Annotated in this window: 17 protein-coding genes; 11 read left to right on the top strand and 6 right to left on the bottom strand. The window is 60.9% G+C overall.

Features of this window, described 5'->3' with window-relative positions:
- Positions 1-15 precede the first annotated feature (15 nt).
- Positions 16-369, top strand: coding sequence for a DUF1493 family protein (locus BSF40_RS06620; protein ID WP_095964514.1), 354 nt, complete (start codon positions 16-18; stop codon positions 367-369).
- Positions 370-427: 58 nt separating this feature from the next.
- On the opposite strand, the gene BSF40_RS06615 is transcribed toward BSF40_RS06620, so the two are convergent.
- From BSF40_RS06615 to BSF40_RS06605, 3 genes are all read right to left on the bottom strand, one after another.
- Entirely contained in the window at positions 428-1,969 is a 1,542-nt protein-coding gene (locus tag BSF40_RS06615) for a phosphoenolpyruvate carboxykinase (RefSeq protein WP_095964513.1), read from the bottom strand.
- Between the two features lie 180 nt (positions 1,970-2,149).
- Positions 2,150-3,052: an Hsp33 family molecular chaperone HslO gene (hslO, locus tag BSF40_RS06610; protein WP_095964512.1), complete on the bottom strand. Its 903-nt coding sequence runs from the start codon at positions 3,050-3,052 to the stop codon at positions 2,150-2,152.
- A 229-nt stretch (positions 3,053-3,281) separates the two neighbouring features.
- On the bottom strand, positions 3,282-3,686 hold the full coding sequence (locus BSF40_RS06605) for an RNA-binding S4 domain-containing protein (RefSeq protein ID WP_015093021.1): 405 nt from the start codon (positions 3,684-3,686) through the stop codon (positions 3,282-3,284).
- A 234-nt stretch (positions 3,687-3,920) separates the two neighbouring features.
- On the opposite strand from BSF40_RS06605, the gene BSF40_RS06595 reads away from it, so the two are divergent.
- Positions 3,921-4,382 carry an ATP-dependent zinc protease gene (locus BSF40_RS06595; protein WP_172435679.1) on the top strand — a complete coding sequence of 154 codons (462 nt, stop codon included), beginning with the start codon at positions 3,921-3,923 and terminating at the stop codon, positions 4,380-4,382.
- A complete protein-coding gene (rimK, locus tag BSF40_RS06590) occupies positions 4,379-5,284 on the top strand; it encodes a 30S ribosomal protein S6--L-glutamate ligase (protein ID WP_007972871.1) in 906 nt (301 codons plus the stop codon). The genes BSF40_RS06595 and rimK overlap by 4 nt, the downstream gene beginning before the upstream one ends.
- Positions 5,285-5,452: 168 nt before the next feature.
- On the opposite strand, the gene BSF40_RS06585 is transcribed toward rimK, so the two are convergent.
- Together BSF40_RS06585 and ompR are read right to left on the bottom strand one after the other, a co-directional pair.
- Positions 5,453-6,766, bottom strand: a complete 1,314-nt coding sequence (locus tag BSF40_RS06585) for an ATP-binding protein (protein WP_095964511.1) — start codon at positions 6,764-6,766, stop codon at positions 5,453-5,455.
- 115 nt (positions 6,767-6,881) lie between these two features.
- Positions 6,882-7,622 carry a two-component system response regulator OmpR gene (gene ompR / locus BSF40_RS06580; protein ID WP_007972873.1) on the bottom strand — a complete coding sequence of 247 codons (741 nt, stop codon included), beginning with the start codon at positions 7,620-7,622 and terminating at the stop codon, positions 6,882-6,884.
- 361 nt (positions 7,623-7,983) lie between these two features.
- On the opposite strand from ompR, the gene BSF40_RS06575 reads away from it, so the two are divergent.
- From BSF40_RS06575 to BSF40_RS06540, 8 genes are all read left to right on the top strand, one after another.
- Entirely contained in the window at positions 7,984-10,308 is a 2,325-nt protein-coding gene (locus BSF40_RS06575) for a Tex family protein (RefSeq protein WP_095964510.1), read from the top strand.
- Complete coding sequence (locus tag BSF40_RS06570; RefSeq protein WP_008003235.1) at positions 10,308-10,691, top strand: PaaI family thioesterase; 384 nt, start codon at positions 10,308-10,310, stop codon at positions 10,689-10,691. The genes BSF40_RS06575 and BSF40_RS06570 overlap by 1 nt, the downstream gene beginning before the upstream one ends.
- Positions 10,692-10,934: 243 nt before the next feature.
- The gene (gene gshA, locus BSF40_RS06565) at positions 10,935-12,518 is read left to right on the top strand and encodes a glutamate--cysteine ligase (protein WP_095964509.1); all 1,584 of its coding nucleotides are present in this window, start codon (positions 10,935-10,937) and stop codon (positions 12,516-12,518) included.
- A 245-nt stretch (positions 12,519-12,763) separates the two neighbouring features.
- A complete protein-coding gene (tauA, locus tag BSF40_RS06560; RefSeq protein WP_095964508.1) occupies positions 12,764-13,741 on the top strand; it encodes a taurine ABC transporter substrate-binding protein in 978 nt (325 codons plus the stop codon).
- Positions 13,742-13,757: 16 nt separating this feature from the next.
- On the top strand, positions 13,758-14,552 hold the full coding sequence (tauB, locus tag BSF40_RS06555; RefSeq protein WP_095964507.1) for a taurine ABC transporter ATP-binding subunit: 795 nt from the start codon (positions 13,758-13,760) through the stop codon (positions 14,550-14,552).
- Positions 14,549-15,382 (top strand): taurine ABC transporter permease TauC, encoded by an 834-nt coding sequence (gene tauC, locus BSF40_RS06550; protein WP_095964506.1) that lies wholly within the window; start codon positions 14,549-14,551, stop codon positions 15,380-15,382. The genes tauB and tauC overlap by 4 nt, the downstream gene beginning before the upstream one ends.
- Positions 15,383-15,510: 128 nt before the next feature.
- Positions 15,511-16,353 carry a taurine dioxygenase gene (gene tauD, locus BSF40_RS06545; protein ID WP_095964505.1) on the top strand — a complete coding sequence of 281 codons (843 nt, stop codon included), beginning with the start codon at positions 15,511-15,513 and terminating at the stop codon, positions 16,351-16,353.
- A 213-nt stretch (positions 16,354-16,566) separates the two neighbouring features.
- The gene (locus tag BSF40_RS06540; RefSeq protein ID WP_041474972.1) at positions 16,567-16,827 is read left to right on the top strand and encodes a hypothetical protein; all 261 of its coding nucleotides are present in this window, start codon (positions 16,567-16,569) and stop codon (positions 16,825-16,827) included.
- Positions 16,828-16,850: 23 nt separating this feature from the next.
- On the opposite strand, the gene betT is transcribed toward BSF40_RS06540, so the two are convergent.
- Positions 16,851-18,812 carry a choline transporter BetT gene (gene betT, locus BSF40_RS06535; protein WP_172435678.1) on the bottom strand — a complete coding sequence of 654 codons (1,962 nt, stop codon included), beginning with the start codon at positions 18,810-18,812 and terminating at the stop codon, positions 16,851-16,853.
- Positions 18,813-19,153 lie beyond the last annotated feature (341 nt).

The raw sequence follows: 19,153 nt of genomic DNA, 5'->3' as shown, positions 1-19,153 counted from the left end.
GATGCACTCCCCGCAATGAACCTCGCCCCCAACCTCCCCGACGACCACTTGATGCAGCAACTCATGCAACTGCTGCATGAAGAACTCGGCTTCCCCGAACGCAAAACTATCAGTTTCAACACCTCGATCAACTTCGACCTGGGCTGCAACGGTGCCGATGCTCAACACCTGATCGAAACCCTGGAAGACCACTTCGCCATCGATTTCGTGGATTTCGACAGTTATCGCTATTTCCAGCCCGACGGCCACGATATGAATCTAAAGCGAAAAGCCAAGGGTCGCGGCAATAAGGTGCCATTGACCATCGGCATGCTCTACCGGGCCATCAAGACCCAACGCTGGGACACGCAGGCGCTGGAAGGATTGTAACGACGCGCACAAAAAAGCCGCCCCGAAGGGCGGCTTTTTCGTTAGCTCAATCCAGCACTTACAACTTTGGACCCGCAGACTTGATCGCGTCGCTCACTTCGAACTTCTTGAAGTTTTCGATGAACAGGCCGGCCAGTGCTTTGGCGGCTTCGTCGTAGGATGGCTTGTCGGCCCAGGTGTTGCGCGGGTTCAGCAGGCCAGTCTCAACGCCCGGTACGGCCACTGGCACGTCGAGGTTGATGGTGTCCAGGTGCTCGGTCTCGGTGCCGATCAGCGCGCCGCTCTGGATCGCTGCGATCACGGCACGGGTGGTCGGGATGTTGAAGCGTTTGCCGACACCGTAGCCACCGCCGGTCCAGCCGGTGTTGACCAGGTAGACCTTGGAGCCGAAGCCGCGGATGCGCTTGATCAGCAGCTCAGCGTATTCACCAGCCGGACGCGGGAAGAACGGTGCGCCGAAGCAGGTGGAGAAGGTCGACTTGATGCCGCTGCCCGAACCCATTTCAGTCGAGCCCACCAGTGCGGTGTAGCCGGACAGGAAGTGGTAGGCCGCTTGTTCTTCGTTGAGGATCGACACTGGCGGCAGCACGCCGGTCAGGTCGCAGGTCAGGAAGATCACAGCGTTCGGCTCGCCACCGAGGTTCTTCTCGGAGCGCTTGGCAACGTGCTCCAGCGGGTAGGCGGCGCGGCTGTTCTGGGTCAGGCTGACATCGGCGTAGTCGGCGTGCTTGGCATCGTCGATAACGACGTTTTCCAGTACCGCGCCGTGCTTGATGGCTTTCCAGATAACCGGCTCGTTCTTCTCGGACAGGTCGATGCACTTGGCATAGCAACCGCCTTCGATGTTGAACACCACGCCTTCGCCCCAGCCGTGTTCGTCGTCACCGATCAGGTAACGGCTTTCGTCGGCGGACAGGGTGGTCTTGCCAGTGCCGGACAGACCGAAGAACAGGGTCACGTCGCCCTCTTCGCCGATGTTGGCGGCGCAGTGCATTGGCAGTACGTCGGCAGCCGGCAGCAGGAAGTTCTGCACCGAGAACATGGCTTTCTTCATCTCACCGGCGTAACGCATGCCGGCGATCAGCACTTTCTTCTGTGCGAAGTTGATGATCACGCAGCCGTCGGAGTTGGTGCCGTCACGCTCTGGCACGCATTCGAAGTTGGCAACGTTGAGGACCTGCCACTCGTCACGACCCGCCGGGTTGTACTGAGCCGGGTTGATGAACAGGCAACGGCCGAACAGGTTCTGCCAGGCAGTCTGGGTGGTCATCTTCACGGCCAGGTAATGCTCGGAAGCCGCACCTACATGCACGTGGGAAACGAAATGCTCTTGCGCGTTGTTGAAAGCTTCAACACGGTCCCACAGGGCGTCGAACTTGTCGGCCGGGAACTTGCGGTTGATCGGGCCCCAGGCGATGGCGCCTGTGGTGCTCGGCTCATCAACGATGAAACGATCGACTGGCGAACGGCCGGTACGGTGACCGGTACGAACAACCAGTGCGCCGGTATCGGCAAGCTCGCCTTCACCGCGATTGAGGGCTTCTTTAACCAGATCATCAACACTCAGATCGGTGTACACGGCATTGTTGGCTTGCGTCATGAGGTTCCCCGTCGGCCAGTGGCCGAGTGCTCCAAACGTTTTTGTAGTAGAAAGTCGTGCACTACTACCGCGAAAAAAGTGGGCCGGATTATGCCAGAAAAGCCCAAAAAAAGTAGGCCCCTCCTGTCGTAACGGCGTTAATCCGGCGGTAGCCAGTGAATTTACCTGCGCTGAACCGTTTTAGTGACGGGTATCTGACGGCGTCTCGATACCCGCGCCGGCGAACAATTGGGTGACATCGGCGGCATCGAACAGGTAGCGCTGGTTACAGAACTGGCAATCGATTTCGATGTTGCCACCGTGTTCGACCACCAATTGCTGCGCATCTTCCACACCCAGACTGACCAGCGCATTGGCCGAACGTTCGCGCGAGCAGCTGCAACGGAAGCGCAACTTCTGTACATCGAACAGGCGCACCTGCTCGTCGTGGTACAGGCGATGCAACACGGTTTCGTTGTCCAGGCCCAGCAGTTCATCGGCGGTCAGCGTGCCGCCCAGGGTGGTGAGATGCTGCCAGCTGGCGGCGCGCTCGTCTTCGTCCTTCAAACGGTCGGCAGGCAGCTGTTGCAGCAACAGGCCACGGGCGCGACGGCCGTCGGCGTACAGCCAGAAACGTGTGCCGACTTGCTGGGACATGACGAAATAGTTGGTGAAGCATTCCGACAGGGTGGCGCCATCGAGGTCGACGATGCCCTGATAGCGCTGGCCCTGTTTCGGGTCGATGGTCAGTGCCAGGACGCCATCGGGCATCAGGTCGGCCAGGGTCGCGTCAGGTGCGATACGGTCCGCGTCGTAACGGGCCAGGCCACGGATGTCGCGCTCGCTGGAGCACTCGATCATCAGCAGAGGGATCGGGCCTTCGGAGCGGGCTTGCAGAATCAGCAAGCCATCGAACTTCATCGCGCCGACCAGCAACGATGCAGCCGCCATCAGCTCGCCGAGCAGTTGCGCGACCGGCTGCGGGTAGGCGTGTTTGGCCAGGACTTCGGCGTAGCTGAGCTCCAGCGAGACCAGCTCGCCACGGGTGTCGCTGTCATCGAAGATGAAGCGTTGGGTGAAGTCGTTATCCGGTAGGTCGGTCATAAGTCTGGGTATCTGAAGTGGTGACAAAAGTGATTACAGAATTCGAGGTCGCGCCTTGCGCCATAGCGTCTTGCTGTCTGGTTATGGCTTACAGGCGGGCGATTGTGTGCGCTTTACGACGAATGGCACTGCCAATGGCTCGTTTAGGGTAGGCGAATTACCCCATATGGCTACGCGCAAGCACAATTACAAGTCGTTGCCTGTTTGAGTGATCGACGGACCCGGTCACTCATTCGTTGCTACTGCCACGAAACTTGAACAGATCCCGTCGCTGTTTCTTGCTCGGTTTGCCATCGGTGCTCACGCCCAGGGCGCCTGCCTTGCGCTCGGCGGCGGCGTTTTCGCGCTTGGCGATGCTGGCTTCCGTTTCGGCGTACAGCATCTGCGCCTCCGGTGCGCCACGGCGAACGATCGACAACGCCTGGACCACCACCGTGCGCTCCTCGAAGCCGGTACGGATCACAAACTCGTCACCGACCCGTGGCTCTTTACCCGGCTTGCAGCGTTCGCCCCGGCAGTGCACCTTGCCGCTTTCGATCGCCGCCTTGGCCAGCGCGCGGGTCTTGTAGAATCGTGCAGCCCACAACCATTTATCGAGGCGGACTTTGTCGTCCTCTTCGCTTTTTTGTGCCATGGAATTTCCTCATTCTGAAATATTGGTGAACTGTACTACCGTTTCTGACGTACCAAGAATTTCACCGGCTCGGATTACAATACCGACATTCCATAACCTCCTGGCGAGGCTGGAAATCCGGGCTGTAGATATCTGTCGCCTTTTAATCATTATTCTGCGTGAATACCGCGAATCCGGCCGCGTGCGGCCCGAGCGGTTTCTACCGGTTGAGCACTTTTGAAGACATTTGACCATTTGACCGTTGTCGGTCTGCGCGAGTGGGTGGCGCTCCCGGATTTGGGAGTCGCCGGTCTTCGGGCAAAAATCGACACCGGTGCCAGCACCTCAAGCCTCCACGCCACCGACATCGAGTTGTTCGAGCGCGATGGTGAGCAGTGGGTGCGTTTTACCGCCCACCTGGGCTCCGTCGTACAACTGCGCCACCGACGCTGCGAAGCACCGCTGGTGACGATGAAAACCATTAAAAGCTCAAACGGTCACGCGCAGGTGCGATACGTGATCAGCACCACCCTGGCCCTCGGTGATCGGGTCTGGCGGGTCGAGTTCACGCTCGCCTGCCGCAAGTCCATGCGTTATCGCCTGCTGCTCGGCTCCAAAGCCCTGATCCACGGCCAGTTGGTGGTCAATCCGGGCATCAAGTATGTACAAGACAAGCCGGTGTTCCCGGTATCTACCTCCTCCACAGGTGTTGCATGAAGATCGCTGTGCTGTCGCGGAACCCGCGTCTGTATTCCACCCGCCGCCTGGTTGAAGCCGGTACTGAACGCGGCCATGAAATGGTGGTGGTCGACACCCTGCGCGCCTACATGAACATCGCCAGCCACAAGCCGCAGATCCACTACCGCGGCAAGCCACTGGAAGGTTTCGATGCGGTGATTCCACGGATCGGTGCGTCCGTGACTTTTTATGGCTGCGCCGTGCTGCGCCAGTTCGAAATGATGGGGGTGTTCCCGCTCAACGAATCGGTGGCCATTGCCCGCTCGCGGGACAAGCTGCGTTCGCTGCAATTGCTGTCCCGTCGCGGGATCGGCTTGCCGGTGACCGGCTTTGCCCACTCCCCCGATGACATTCCCGACCTGATCGAAATGGTCAACGGCGCGCCGCTGGTGATCAAGGTGCTGGAAGGCACCCAAGGCATTGGAGTGGTGCTGTGCGAAACCGCTACCGCCGCAGAGTCGGTGATCGAGGCGTTCATGGGCCTCAAGCAGAACATCATGGTCCAGGAGTACATCAAGGAAGCCGGTGGTGCAGACATTCGCTGCTTCGTCGTCGGAGACAAGGTGATTGCGGCGATGAAGCGCCAGGCCAAACCCGGCGAGTTTCGCTCCAACCTGCATCGCGGCGGCAGCGCGAGCCTGATCAAGATCACGCCTGAAGAGCGCATGACGGCCTTGCGCGCAGCCAAGGTCATGGGGCTGGCGGTGGCGGGTGTGGACATCCTGCGCTCCAATCACGGGCCGCTGGTGATGGAAGTGAACTCGTCGCCGGGACTGGAAGGGATCGAGACCACCACTGGCAAGAATGTGGCGGGGATCATCATTGAGCATCTGGAGAAGAATGGCGGGCCGAATATGACGCGGACCAAGGGTAAGGGTTAACCCTGGTTTTTGTGGCGGTTGGGAGGCCGCCTTCGCGGGCAAGCCCGCTCCCACAGGGTTTTGGGTTGATAGCGATATTTCGGCTAGCCAAAATCACTGTGGGAGCGGCGGTGCGGCGATCCGACTTGCCCGCGAAGGGGCCATCAGCCCCACTGAAAAAATCAGGTTTTAAACCGCATCCCTCGGCAACATCAACCCCAACGGCAAGCGCACCCGCGCTTCCAGCCCACCACCGGTACGGTTACGCAGTTCAACATTCCCGCCATGCATCGAAGCAATGCGCTTGACGATCGCCAGCCCCAACCCGGTGCCCTTCCCGCCCCGGGCACGATCACCACGGGTGAACGGGTTGAAGATCGCTTCCAGCTCCGACGGATCGATCCCGGCACCGCGGTCCATGACGCTCAGCACCACGTATGGTGCGCTCACATCCCCAGACACATACGCCGCCACCTCCACACCGCTGCCGGCATGATGCAACGCATTGCCAATCAAGTTGTTCAGCAGTCGCTTCATCGACACACGACGCAATGGAAACGGCTGAATCGGCTCCAGGCGCAGCCGCACTTTCTCTTCATTCTGGTTGTAGGGCGCCGCGACTTCGCGGACCAGGTCGCTCAGGTCAACTTCTTCCACCGACTCGTCGCGCCCGTCACGAATGAACGCCAGGAACTGATCGAGAATCGCGTCCATGTCTTCGATATCGCGCACCATGTCGTCGGTCAGGTCGGTGCGATCGCCCATCAACTCCAGAGACAGACGCAAGCGGGTCAAGGGCGTGCGCAAATCATGGGAAACCCCGGCCAGCATCAGCTCACGCTCGCGACCGGCCTGTTCGACGTCTTCGGCCATCTGGTTGAAGGCGCGGTAAACCTCGGTCATCTCACTGGGCGTATCGCTGATCGGCAGGCGCACGCTGCGACCCTGACCCAGTTGCCGCGCGGCATACACCAGACGCTTCAAAGGCTGGTTGAGCTGGCTGACGAAGATCCACGCAGACGCCGTGGACAGCAGACCGATAGCAAGGAACCAGCCGAGCACATTCCAGATTTTCTGGCCACGCAACGGGTGCGGATACAACGGCACTTTCAGCCAACCTTCGCCCAGGCTCGGCGCACGAACCCACAATGCCGGGGGAGAATGCATGCGTAGTCGCACTTCGGTGTCCGGCCCCAACTCGGTCTGCATCTGTCGCTGGTAAATTTCACTGTATGGCCAATGTTGCTCGCCTTCCGGGACACCGGCGCCCACTACCCGAATCAGGGGTGCACTATCGGCGATCTTGGCGCGGTTCTCTTCATCAGCCGCCCAGTAGGCGCGCAGCACCAGGGCGACACCGTGGCTGTACTGGCGGTCCACCAGCACATCTTCGTTCATCAGCAGATAAACCAGGGTCAGCGCCTTGGAGAAGAGAACGACGATGAGCACCAGCCAAAGGGTGCGGGAGAAGAAGCTCTGGGGGAACCAAACGGGGGTTTTCATGGATAACCGTTAAACACTTGCAGGAGAGAGCGATGCTCGCATATTGCGGTTTGCGAGTCTGCGGACAGGATCGATTGATCCGGTATCCGCATGACCCGCTCCTACACATCGCCAATCACTTGGTGGCGGTACCATCCGGAACAAACACGTAACCCACGCCCCAGACAGTCTGGATGTAACGCGGTTTGGACGGATCGGGCTCGATCATCCGGCGCAGACGGGAAATCTGTACATCGATGGAACGCTCCAGGGCATCCCACTCGCGGCCACGGGCCAGGTTCATCAGTTTGTCGCGAGTCAGCGGCTGACGCGCGTTCATCACCAGGGCCTTGAGGACCGCAAATTCACCGGTGGTGAGCATGTGCACTTCTTCGCCACGCTTGAGCTCGCGGGTGGCCAGGGACAACTCGTAGTCACCGAAGGTCACGCTTTCGTCTTCGCTGCCCGGGGCGCCTGGCACCGGGGCCGACTGGCGACGCAGTACCGCCTTGACGCGAGCCATCAGCTCATCCGGGTTGAACGGCTTGGCCAGGTAATCGTCGGCGCCCAGTTCCAGGCCCTTGATGCGGCTCAGCTCGTCGCCCTTGGCAGTGAGCATGATGATTGGAATCTGGTTGTTCGCGTTGCGCAGGCGGCGGCAGGCGGTCAAACCGTCTTCGCCGGGCAACATCAGGTCGAGGACGACCAGGTTGAACACTTCGCGCGCCAGCAGGCGATCCATTTGCTCGGTGTTCGGTACGGCGCGGGCGCGGTAGCCCTTGCTGACGAAAAAACGTTCCAGCAGGCTGCTCAGCCCCGGATCGTCGTCAACGATAAGAATTTTCTCGCCTTCAGCAGTTTGTGCAGTGCTGCTCATTGGATGCTCCTTTGATCTCGGCGCGCATTATGGCGTAGCTGCCGTTATACGCACCGTGTGCATTGTTAGCAGATTTTTCCTTTAGTGCCAGAAAACCGGCCATTGCACCGGCAACCCCTGATACCCCCGAATGACAGAACGCTGGTTATAATGCGCGGCCTTTTGTGTCAGGCAACATCAGACAGGTACTACAGACAGACGCCATTTATTTTCATGGCGTCGGCAGTAATTGTTCGATTTCACGGGTCAACGGGATACCTTTTGATCCAGGTAGCGGCGCAGGCCAGGCCGCTCAACCAGACTCGCTGAGCCCTTATCCTTGAGCCTGCGAGCCTGCTTTCACAATTTGTCAGGTGGTTTTATGGACAGCATCAACAGCCGCATCGCCGAGGAACTCGGTGTACGCCCACAACAGGTCGAAGCGGCCGTCGCGCTACTCGATGAAGGCTCTACCGTTCCCTTCATCGCCCGTTACCGGAAAGAAGTGACCGGCAGCCTCGACGATACGCAATTGCGTCATCTGGAAGAGCGCCTGCGCTACCTGCGAGAACTCGACGAACGGCGCATCAGCATCCTTGCCAGCATCGAAGAGCAAGGCAAGCTGACCCCGCAACTTGAACGCGACATCAAGCTTGCCGACACCAAGACCCGTCTCGAAGACTTGTACCTGCCGTACAAGCAGAAGCGCCGCACCAAGGGCCAGATCGCCCTGGAAGCCGGCCTCGGCGAACTGGCCGACGGCTTGTTCAACGACCCGTCCCTGAGCCCGGAAACCGAAGCCGCACGTTTCATCGACGCCGAAAAAGGCGTGGCCGACGCGAAGGCAGCCCTCGAAGGCGCCAAGTACATCCTCATGGAGCGCTTCGCCGAAGACGCCGGCCTGCTGGACAAGCTGCGCAACTACCTCAAGCAGGAAGCCACCCTCAGTGCCCGCGTGATTGCCGGCAAGGAAGAGGAAGGCGCCAAGTTCCGCGATTACTTCGAACACGACGAACCGCTGAAAAGCATGCCGTCGCACCGCGCGCTGGCGATTTTCCGTGGCCGCAACGAAGGCATCCTCAGCTCCGCGCTGAAAGTCGGCGACGAACTGCCGGGCACCATGCACCCGTGCGAAGGCATGATCGGCCAGCATGTCGGCATCCAGAACCAGAACCGCGCCGCCGACAAATGGCTGGGCGAAGTCGTGCGCTGGACCTGGAAGGTCAAGCTCTATACCCATCTGGAAACCGACCTGCTGGGCGAGCTGCGCGATGGCGCGGAAACCGAAGCGATCAACGTGTTCGCCCACAACCTGCACGACCTGCTGCTGTCGGCCCCGGCCGGCCCGCGCGCCACTTTGGGCCTCGACCCTGGCCTGCGCACCGGCTGCAAGGTGGCGGTGGTTGATTCCACCGGCAAGCTGCTGGATCACGCCACGGTTTACCCGCACGTGCCGCACAACAAGTGGGACCAGACCATCGCTATACTCGCCGCCCTGTGCGCCAAGCACTCGGTGGACCTGATCGCCATCGGCAACGGCACCGCCAGCCGTGAAACCGACAAGCTCGCTGCCGAGCTGATCAAAAAATATCCAGCGATGAAGATGACCAAGGTCATGGTCTCCGAGGCCGGTGCATCGGTTTACTCGGCATCGGAACTGGCTTCCAAGGAATTCCCGGACCTCGACGTGTCGATCCGTGGCGCCGTGTCGATTGCCCGTCGCCTGCAAGACCCGTTGGCCGAGCTGGTGAAGATCGATCCGAAATCCATCGGTGTCGGCCAGTACCAGCACGACGTGTCGCAGCTCAAACTGGCCCGTGGCCTGGATGCAGTGGTCGAGGACTGCGTGAACGCCGTCGGCGTCGACGTGAACACCGCGTCCGTGGCGCTGCTGGCGCGCATCTCCGGTCTCAACGCGACCCTGGCGCAGAACATCGTCAGCCACCGCGACGAGCATGGCGCGTTCAAGACCCGCGCCGCGCTGAAGAAAGTCGCGCGCCTCGGTGAAAAAACTTTCGAGCAGGCCGCCGGATTCCTGCGCGTGATGAACGGAGACAATCCCCTGGACGCCTCCGCGGTGCACCCGGAAGCCTACCCGCTCGTGCAGCGTATCGCCGCCGAGACCGATCGCGATATTCGTTCGCTGATTGGCGACAGTGGTTTCCTCAAGCGCCTGGACCCGAAAAAATTCACCGACGAAACCTTCGGTCTGCCAACGGTCACCGACATCCTTCAGGAACTGGACAAGCCCGGCCGTGACCCACGCCCCGAGTTCAAGACCGCCGAGTTCCAGGAAGGCGTCGAAGACCTCAAGGACCTGCAACTGGGCATGATCCTCGAAGGCGTGGTGACCAACGTGACCAACTTCGGTGCTTTCGTCGATATCGGCGTGCATCAGGACGGTTTGGTGCATATCTCCGCGCTTTCGGAGAAATTCATCAAGGATCCGCGCGAAGCGGTGAAGGCCGGTGACGTGGTGAAAGTGAAGGTCATGGAAGTCGACATCCCGCGCAAACGCGTGGGCCTGTCGATGCGCATGAGCGATACCCCGGGCGAGAAAATCGACGGCGCTCGCGGTGCGCGTCCGGGGTCGGCGCCACGCCAATCCCAGAACACTGCACCGCGCAAGGAAACCACGGCGGCAGCACCGAGCAACAACGCCATGGCTTCGCTGTTCGCCAATGCCAAGCAGTTGAAGAAACGCTGATGGACATTCCCGCCGGGCTGACCGAAAGCGCGTTTTTCAAGCTGCTCGGCTGCCGCTTGCACAGCCTGGAAACCGGGGTGGCGCAAGTCGCCCTGGCGCTGGAGCCCGAGCTGCGCAATCGCGGCGGCAAGCTGCATGGCGGGGCCTTGTTCAGCCTGGTGGACATTGCCATGGGGCTGGCCTGCTCCAGCACCCACGGCTTTGACCAGCAGAGCGCGACCATCGAGTGCAAGATCAACTACATCCGCGCCGTATCCGAAGGCGAGGTGATGTGCACGGCGCGGGTGATCCACCCGGGTCGCCGCACATTGGTAGTCGAAGCCGATGTGATGCAGGGCGACAAACTGGTCGCAAAAGCACAAGGCACGTTCGCTGTCCTGTAGCTAGATGTCATCGATTTGAGTTAATTTCAGCGCAACGCAAACTGTGGGAGCGGGCTTGCTCGCGAATGCAGTCTGTCAGTTGACATCTCTATCGACTGACACGACCCCTTCGCGAGCAAGCCCGCTCCCACAATGATTGCGGCGAGTTCCAAAACCAGGCGAAAACGCCAGTTTTAACTTCACCCTTGTAGACCGTCTTGCCCACCCCCATATTGGGGCGACTGACGCGTGAAGGAATCCAACTTGAGCGAACTTCTCAACCGCCGCCTGGCCCTGCTCGGCGAGCGCGCTAACCTCTCTCTGCTCGAACAGTGCCTTCACGGCATCGAACGTGAATGCCTGCGCGTGACCGGCGAAGGTCGCCTGGCGCAAACGCCGCACCCGGAAGAATTGGGTTCCGCGCTGACCAACGAACAGATCACCACCGACTACTCCGAGTCGCTGCTGGAGTTCATCACGCCGGCCCTGCCAGACCCGGCGGACACGTTGGCGAGCCTGGACAGCATTCACCGCTTTGCCTACAGCAAGCTCGGCAACGAGTACCTGTGGAGCCCATCGATGCCGTGCCCGTTGCCGGCCGAGGAAGATATCCCGATCGCCTATTACGGCACGTCCAACATCGGGCAGCTCAAGTACGTGTACCGCAAGGGCCTGGCCCTGCGTTACGGCAAGACCATGCAATGCATTGCCGGCATCCACTACAACTTTTCCCTGCCGGAAAAACTCTGGCCGCTGCTCAGGCAGGCCGAAGGCTTTGTCGGCAGCGACCGCGATTTCCAGTCGTCGTCCTATATCGCGCTGATCCGCAACTTCCGCCGCTACAGCTGGCTGCTGATGTACCTGTTCGGTGCGTCGCCAGCGCTGGATGCCGGCTTCCTGCGCGGCCGTTCGCACCAGTTGGAACAACTGGACCCGCACACCCTGTACCTGCCGTACGCCACCAGCCTGCGCATGAGCGACCTGGGTTACCAGAGCAACGCCCAGGCCGGCCTGACGCCGTGCTACAACGATCTGGCCAGCTACACCGACAGCCTGCGCAAAGCGGTGGCCACGCCGTATGCACCCTATGTCGAAGTCGGCACCCACCAGGATGGCGAGTGGGTACAGCTCAACACCAACATTTTGCAGATCGAAAACGAGTACTACTCCAACATCCGCCCGAAACGCGTGACCTACACCGGCGAGCGGCCGATCCAGGCGCTGATGGCCCGGGGCATCCAGTACGTCGAAGTGCGATGCCTGGACATCAACCCCTTCCTGCCGATGGGCATTGACCTTACCGAGTCGCGCTTCCTCGATGCGTTCCTGCTGTACTGCGCGCTCAACGAAAGCCCGCTGCTGACCAACACCAGCTGCGGCAATGCGACCTCGAACTTCCTCAGCGTGGTCAAGGAAGGTCGTCGTCCAGGCCTGCAACTGCAACGCGACGGTCTGCCGGTTGATCTGAAGGAATGGGCCGGTGAGCTGCTGGAAAAAATCGCTCCGCTGGCGGCGATGCTCGACCAGAGCCATGGCGGCGATGCCCACAGCAAGGCGCTGGACGCCCAGATGGCCAAGGTCCGGGACCCGTCCCTGACGCCGTCGGCACAAGTGTTGGCGGCGATGGCCGAGCACAAGGAGAGCTTTGCCCAGTTCTCCCTGCGCCAAAGCCAGGCGCATGCCGAGTTCTTCCGCAGCGAGCCGTTGCCGGCTGAGGAACAAGCGCAGTTTGAAGAGCGGGCGCGTTCATCGCTGGCTCAACAGGCTGAGCTGGAGCAGAACGAAGTCGGTGATTTCGATGTGTTTGTCGGGGCGTACCAGGCGAGCATTCTGGCGATCAGCAACTAAGCGTCAAACACAGGTTCCTGTGTGGGAGCGGGCTTGCTCGCGAATGCAGAGTGTCAGGCGACTTTACTGTGACTGACATACCGCTTTCGCGAGCAAGCCCGCTCCCACAAAGGGAATGATCGGCTGCGCTCCCCCAGAGTTTTCCCCTCATAAGCTAATTCTAAAAAGTTATTTATTTTAGGATTCTTAGATCATTTAGTCTCTTTATCACGCCGACATTCGGTCGCCTGACAAGGAGCTTTCTGATGAAACTGACTTTCCCTCTACGCTTGCTGGCGGCCGCAACGCTGGCTACCGCGACTTTCTTTGCCCAGGCGGCCGACGTCACCGTTGCCTACCAGACCACCGTTGACCCGGCGAAAGTCGCCCAGGCCGACGGCGCTTACGAAAAGGCCACGAAGGCCGATATCAGCTGGCGCAAATTCGACAACGGTGCCGATATCATCGCCGCCATCGCCTCCGGCGACGTGCAGATCGGCTATCTCGGTTCCAGCCCCCTGACCGCTGCAATCACTCGCAAAGTCCCGGTGGAAACTTTCCTCATTGCCACCCAGATCGGCGCCGCCGAAGCCTTGGTCGCCCGCGACGGCTCCGGGATCAAGACCCCGCAAGACCTGATCGGCAAGAAAATCGCCGTGCCCTTTGTATCCACCGGCCACTACAGCCTGCTCGCGGCACTGAAGCACTGGAACATCGATCCCTCGAAAGTCACCGTTCTCAACCTGGCGCCACCGGCGATCATCGCCGCCTGGAAACGCGGTGACATCGACGCCACCTACGTGTGGGACCCGGCCCTCGGCGTGGCCAAGGAAAACGGCAAGGTCCTGATCACTTCCGGTGAACTGGCCAGGTTCGGCGCCCCGACCTTCGATGCCTGGATCGTGCGCAAGGATTTCGCCGAGAAGCATCCGCAGATCGTCACCGCGTTCGCCAAGGTCACCCTCGACGCCTACGCCGACTACCGCAAAGACCCACAAGCCTGGCTCGCCAACCAGGGCAACGTCGACAAGCTTGTAAAGCTGTCCGGCGCCAAGGCCAGCGACATTCCGCTGCTGCTGCAAGGCAACGTCTACCCGCTGGCGGCTGACCAGGTGCTCACCCTCGGCGCGCCGACCACCAAAGCCATCACCGACACCGCGGCGTTCCTCAAGGAGCAAGGCAAGGTCGAGGCCGTGCTGCCGGACTACGCGCCGTACGTCAGCGCCAAGTTCATCACCAATTGATCGGGAGTTGACTGCGATGGCATTGCTACAGCTGGAGCGCATCAGCGCACAGTACCCCGGCAACCCGGAACCGGTGTTGGCGGATATCTCCCTGAGCCTGGGGCCCCGGCAATTGCTGGTCGCCCTCGGCCCGTCCGGCAGTGGCAAGACTTCGCTGTTGAACCTGATTGCCGGTTTCGTCGAACCCAGCGCCGGGCGCATCACCCTCGACGGCGTGCCGGTCAAAGGCCCGAGCGCCGAGCGCGGCGTGGTGTTCCAGGACGACGCGCTGCTGCCCTGGCAAGACGTGCTGGCCAACGTCGGCTTCGGCCTGGAGCTGGCCGGTATTGCCCGGGACAAACGCGAAGCTCGCGCCCGGGAAATGCTCGCACTGGTCGATCTTTGCGGTTTTGAACAGCGCCGCATCTGGCAGCTCTCGGGCGGCCAGAAGCAGCGTGTCGGCCTGGCCCGCGCGCTCGCTGCCGACCCGCGCGTGTTGCTGATGGACGAACCTTTCGGTGCCCTGGATGCCTTCACCCGCGAGCAGATGCAGGAGCTGCTGCTGCAAGTCTGGCAACGCACCGCCAAGCCGGTATTCCTGATTACCCACGACATCGAAGAAGCCGTATTCCTCGCCACCGACCTGATTCTGTTGGCACCGAACCCGGGGCAAATCGTCGAGCGCCTGAGCCTCGACTTCGGTCAGCGTTATGCCGCCGGTGAGTCGGCTCGCTCGATCAAATCCGATCCGCGTTTTATCGAAACCCGCGAACACGTACTCGCCAAAGTGTTCTCCCAACGCAGCGCCGTCCAGCGGCAGGAGCGCGCATGAGCAGTTACGAAATTCCCGTCGCCGCGATAAAGCCAGGCACTCCTGTGCCTGCGGCACGACGCAGCTTGAGCACTCGCTGGATCAGCGTGCTGACACTGGCCGCGCTCGTTGCCATTTGGTGGGTTGTTACGGCGACCGGTTTGATCGAGCCGCTGTTCCTGCCGCCTCCTTCCGCCGTGCTGCAAAAAGGCTGGCTGCTGGCGACCTCGGGTTACATGGACTCAACCCTGTGGCAGCACCTCGGCGCGAGTCTGAGCCGCATCGGCCTGGGCCTCGGCGTTGCGATTCTCACCGCCGTGCCGGTGGGCATCGCCATCGGCGCCAACCGCATCGCCCGTGGCGTGCTCGACCCGCTGATCGAGTTCTATCGGCCCATTCCACCGTTGGCCTACCTGCCGCTGATCGTGATCTGGTGCGGCATCGGCGAACTGTCGAAAGTGCTGCTGATCTACCTGGCGATCTTCGCCCCGATTGCCATCGCCACCGCCACCGGCGTGCGCACGGTCGACCCGGCCAAATTGCGTGCCGCGCAGTCGTTGGGGGCAACGCGCGTGCAGTTGATTCGCCACGTGATCTTGCCGAGTGCCTTGCCGGACATTCTGACCGGGGTGCGCATTGGCCTTGGTGTCGGTTGGTCGACCCTGGTCGCCGCCGAATTGATCGCCGCCACCAGCGGTCTTGGCTTTATGGTGCAGTCCGCCGCGCAGTTCCTGGTCACCGATGTGGTGGTGCTGGGGATCTTGGTGATTGCGCTGATCGCCTTCGCGATGGAGCTGGGCCTGCGCGCCCTGCAACGCAAACTGGTGCCGTGGCACGGCCAGGCCCACTGAAATCATAAATGTGGGAGCGGGCTTGCTCGCGAATGCAGAGTGTCAGGCAGCATTATTAAGACTCACACACCGCTTTCGCGAGCAAGCCCGCTCCCACAAAAAGCGCACCCGAACTCAAGAGAACAACCATGTGCGAGTTGACCATCACCCCTTTAAGCTCGGCCCTCGGTGCACAGATCAGCGGCGTCGACATCAGCCAGCCGCTGAGCGCGGAACAACGCGACGCCATTGAGCAGGCCCTGCTCAAACATCAAGTCCTGTTCTTTCGCGACCAGCCGATCACGCCACAACAACAGGCGCGATTCGCCGCGAATTTCGGCGACCTGCACATTCACCCGATCTACCCCAATGTGCCGGAACAACCGGAAGTGCTGATCCTCGACACCGCCGTCACCGACGTGCGCGATAACGCGATCTGGCACACCGACGTGACCTTCCTGCCGACCCCGGCCATGGGCGCGGTGCTCAGCGCCAAGCTGCTGCCGGAGTTTGGTGGCGACACCCTGTGGGCCAGCGGAATTGCCGCGTATGAGGCGCTGTCGGCACCGGTGAAAACCTTGCTCGAAGGCCTGACCGCCACCCACGATTTCACCCGTTCGTTCCCGCTGGAGCGCTATGGCAACACGCCCGAAGCGTTGGCCCAGTGGGAGGAAGCACGGCGCAAGAATCCGCCGCTGTCACACCCGGTGATCCGCACGCATCCGGTCAGCGGGCGCCGCTCGCTGTTCGTCAACGAAGGCTTCACCTCGAAGATCAACGAATTGTCGGAAACCGAAAGCGAGGCGATTCTGAAGTTTCTGTTTGCCCACGCGACGCGGCCGGAATTCACCATTCGCTGGCGCTGGCAGCAGGACGACATTGCGTTCTGGGACAACCGCGTGACCCAGCATTACGCCGTGGATGATTACCGGCCGGCGCGGCGGGTGATGCAGCGGGCGACGGTGTTGGGGGATGTGCCTTTTTTTCGCTGATCAGCCAGTTTCTGTATTGATTGAAATGGCCCCTTCGCGGGCAAGCCCGCTCCCACAGTGCCCGTGTCGTACACAAATCCTGTGAATACCGCTGAACCTGTGGGAGCGGGCTTGCCCGCGAAGAGGCCGACAGACTTGCGTGATCCGGGTCGACAGGAACACAGTCGCCAAAGCAACGAAGACGCGATAACGATCGCAAGGATGGAAGAAGCCATGCACACCACCATCATCATCACCTTCGGCCTGGCCCTGCTCGCGATGATGCTGTTCATCGGCGAGAAACTCGGCTTCAGCCGCCAGACACTCACCTACAGTTTCGTGATCCTGTGGCTGGCGCTGACGGTGATCAACGGCGCCATCGGCGTGGTGACCGCCGGCCAGTCGTTGAGTACGGAACTGGGGATCGGCACGATGGTGTTCAGCATCCCCGTGGCGGCGCTGGTGTTGTTCATGGTGCTGAGCGCCGAGAGCTAAAAGCCCCGGCGCCCTGCCCGTAATCAACGCACCAGATGCAGGAACTGCATGTGCCGCTCGTACTGGTCGAGGATGTCGTTGATGATCTGCTCCTTGGTGTAGCCCACCAGGTCGTAGTCCTGGCTGCCCTCGCTCAAATGCACTTCGGCCCGGTAGTAACGGCGATTGTTGAGTTGCTTGGAGCCCATGCCGCCACGGGCAAACGAAGGCGTGAAATAGCCGCGCATCTGCACCTGATAAACGAACGGATGCTGATCGCCGTGGCCGATTTCCAGGCTGACGCTGTCATGGGCCAGGTCCGGGTGCATGACCACGTGCAGCCCCTTTTCGCGAAACACCGCCGACACTTCCTCAATGGCCGGGCGCACCGTCGTATCGAGGAAGCGATAAACCTCGTCCCGCGACGGAAAATGCACAGCCTGACTCAGGCGTTGCCGCCAGCCGCCCTTGCCACGCCGAGCACCCGAGATCGGTGCGAGCGAATGCATCTGCGCAATCTGCTTCTGCGACTCCAGATAAAACGCCTTGTGCAGACCCCACATCATCAACAGCAAGATCAGCGAGAACGGCAACGAAGTCAGGACCACCGCCGACTTCAACGCATCGATGCTGCCGGAAAACAGCAGCGCGCTGGTCACCAGTGCGGTCATTGCGCCCCAGAACACCCGCAGCCATTTCGGCCCGTCTTCATCGGGATTGCCACCCTTGGCGGACAGTGTCGACAGCACCACGGTGCCGGAGTCGGCGGAGGTGACGAAGAACACAAAGCTGATGAACACCGTCACCGCGATGACGGTTTTGCTCCACGGGTAGGTTTCCAGCAGCAGGTAGAGCGTCATCGACGGATTGTCGATAGCCGACAGGCCGAGCGCGCTCATACCGTGGTTGAGCACTTGATCGATGGCGCTGTTGCCGAAGATCGACATCCACGCCAGGGTGAAGCCGAGCGGAATCAGCAGCACGCCGAAGACGAATTCGCGGATGGTGCGACCACGGGAAATCCGCGCGATGAACAAGCCCACGAACGGCGACCATGCGATCCACCAGGCCCAATAGAACACCGTCCAGCCACCCAGCCAGTCGCTGGGTTTGTCGTAGGCGTAGAGGTCGAAACTCTTCATCGGCAAGGCACCGAGGTAATCGCCGAGGTTCTGGATCAGGGTATTGAGCAAGTGCTGCGTGGGGCCGGCGAACAACACGAACAGCAACAGCGCACAGGCCAGCAGCATGTTGATGTCGGACATGACCCGCACGCCCTTGTCGACGCCCGACACCGCAACGATGATCGCCGCGCCCATCATCAGGGTGATCAGGCCGACCTGAATCCATTGGGTGTGGGCGATGCCGAACAGGTAGTCCAGGCCCGAGTTAAGGTGCAACACACCAAAGCCCATGTCGGCGCCAAGGCCAAACACCGTGGCGATGATGCCGAAGCCATCCACCGCGTAGCCGATGGGGCCATTGATGCGCTTGCCGATCAGCGGATACAGCGCCGAGCGCAGGGCCAGCGGCAGGTTGTGGCGATAGGCGAAATAGGCCAGCGCCATACCGACAAAGGCGAACACGCCCCAGCCATGCAGGCCCCAGTGCAAAAACAGAATCTGCATCGCCTGACGCGCCGCGTCCGCCGTGCCGGCCTCGCCTTGCGGCGGTTGCAGCATGTGGGTCAACGGTTCGGACACACAGAAGAAAAACAGGGTGATGCTGATCCCCGCGGCGAACAGCATGCCGGCCCATGACAAATAGCTGAATTCGGGCTCGTCGTGGTCGGCACCGAGCTTGATCTTGCCGTAGCCGGACAAGGCGGTGACCACCACGAAGACCAGATACAGGGTCATCGCCAGCAGGTAATACCAGCCGACCGTGTTGGCCGCCCAGTTTTGCGCCGCCAGCAACCAGGCACCGGCCTGTTCGGGCATGGCGATGACAACGACACCAAACAACAGAATGAAACTCGCCGAGAACCAGAACACCGGCGGATTCATGCGGACCAGGCCGCTTGGAGGGATGGACGATGCACTCATGTACGGTGCACCTCTAAGGGGTAAAACGTGGCTGTAGAAATCGGACTCAGCAAAGGCAAGCCTCCTGTTGTGAGCGGGCAGCGAACTGCCGGTTTAACTTGAATGAACGTTCAAGTTAAACATGGATAGGGGGCTAAGGACTAATCGCAGGGCTCGGCGGTACTGGTTGTACGCTAGCTCAAGGGAGGATCTGGTGCGGGATTGGCGACTCGATTCGGCTTGAAATCCAATCGCGAGCAAGCTCGCTCCCACAGGATTCAATGCCGGTCACAACCGTTGTGTTCAGCAGAGATCCACTGTGG

Origin of the sequence: Pseudomonas sp. ACN5, from assembly GCF_002303975.1 — a bacterium.
In the GTDB taxonomy this organism is placed as follows: Bacteria; Pseudomonadota; Gammaproteobacteria; order Pseudomonadales; family Pseudomonadaceae; genus Aquipseudomonas; species Aquipseudomonas laurylsulfatiphila.
This window is presented reverse-complemented; position numbering and strand designations above follow the sequence as displayed.

What these genes read in the sequence shown, in the direction of transcription:
- tauB (WP_095964507.1), top strand. Translation starts at nt 13,758, where the DNA reads ATGGCATTGCTACAGCTGGAGCGCATCAGCGCACAGTACCCCGGCAAC.
- BSF40_RS06585 (WP_095964511.1), bottom strand. Translation starts at nt 6,766, where the DNA reads ATGAAAACCCCCGTTTGGTTCCCCCAGAGCTTCTTCTCCCGCACCCTT.
- BSF40_RS06605 (WP_015093021.1), bottom strand. Translation starts at nt 3,686, where the DNA reads ATGGCACAAAAAAGCGAAGAGGACGACAAAGTCCGCCTCGATAAATGG.
- BSF40_RS06615 (WP_095964513.1), bottom strand. Translation starts at nt 1,969, where the DNA reads ATGACGCAAGCCAACAATGCCGTGTACACCGATCTGAGTGTTGATGAT.
- tauD (WP_095964505.1), top strand. Translation starts at nt 15,511, where the DNA reads ATGTGCGAGTTGACCATCACCCCTTTAAGCTCGGCCCTCGGTGCACAG.
- tauC (WP_095964506.1), top strand. Translation starts at nt 14,549, where the DNA reads ATGAGCAGTTACGAAATTCCCGTCGCCGCGATAAAGCCAGGCACTCCT.
- ompR (WP_007972873.1), bottom strand. Translation starts at nt 7,622, where the DNA reads ATGAGCAGCACTGCACAAACTGCTGAAGGCGAGAAAATTCTTATCGTT.
- betT (WP_172435678.1), bottom strand. Translation starts at nt 18,812, where the DNA reads ATGAATCCGCCGGTGTTCTGGTTCTCGGCGAGTTTCATTCTGTTGTTT.
- tauA (WP_095964508.1), top strand. Translation starts at nt 12,764, where the DNA reads ATGAAACTGACTTTCCCTCTACGCTTGCTGGCGGCCGCAACGCTGGCT.
- hslO (WP_095964512.1), bottom strand. Translation starts at nt 3,052, where the DNA reads ATGACCGACCTACCGGATAACGACTTCACCCAACGCTTCATCTTCGAT.
- rimK (WP_007972871.1), top strand. Translation starts at nt 4,379, where the DNA reads ATGAAGATCGCTGTGCTGTCGCGGAACCCGCGTCTGTATTCCACCCGC.
- BSF40_RS06540 (WP_041474972.1), top strand. Translation starts at nt 16,567, where the DNA reads ATGCACACCACCATCATCATCACCTTCGGCCTGGCCCTGCTCGCGATG.
- BSF40_RS06570 (WP_008003235.1), top strand. Translation starts at nt 10,308, where the DNA reads ATGGACATTCCCGCCGGGCTGACCGAAAGCGCGTTTTTCAAGCTGCTC.
- BSF40_RS06620 (WP_095964514.1), top strand. Translation starts at nt 16, where the DNA reads ATGAACCTCGCCCCCAACCTCCCCGACGACCACTTGATGCAGCAACTC.
- BSF40_RS06575 (WP_095964510.1), top strand. Translation starts at nt 7,984, where the DNA reads ATGGACAGCATCAACAGCCGCATCGCCGAGGAACTCGGTGTACGCCCA.